Annotated in this window: 1 protein-coding gene; it reads left to right on the forward strand. The window is 58.1% G+C overall.

What is annotated here, in order from left to right; translation table 11 throughout:
- On the forward strand, positions 1-284 hold a 284-nt coding region (locus AAEZ10_RS27255; RefSeq protein ID WP_502947713.1), incomplete at both ends, for a bacteriophage T4 gp5 trimerization domain-containing protein.

Here is a 284-nt window from a genome sequence, read left to right on the forward strand (position 1 = left end):
CCGCTGATCAGCGGCTGCCTGTACCACAAGGAAAACACCGTCCCCTATCCACTGCCGGCGAACAAGACCCGCAGCACCTTCAAGACCCTGAGTTCGATGGGTGGTGGCGGCTACAACGAACTGCGCATCGAAGACAAAAAAGGCCAGGAACAAATCTACCTGCACGCCCAGCGCGACTGGGACGAGAACATCGAGCACGACCAGAAGATCCGCGTCGGCAACGAACGCCACGACACCGTCGAGCAAAACAGCTACAGCGAATTCAAGGCCGAAGAACACCACAC

It is taken from the genome of Pseudomonas sp. H26/SER47-MNA-CIBAN-0231 (assembly GCF_040310465.1).
In the GTDB taxonomy this organism is placed as follows: Bacteria; Pseudomonadota; Gammaproteobacteria; order Pseudomonadales; family Pseudomonadaceae; genus Aquipseudomonas; species Aquipseudomonas atacamensis.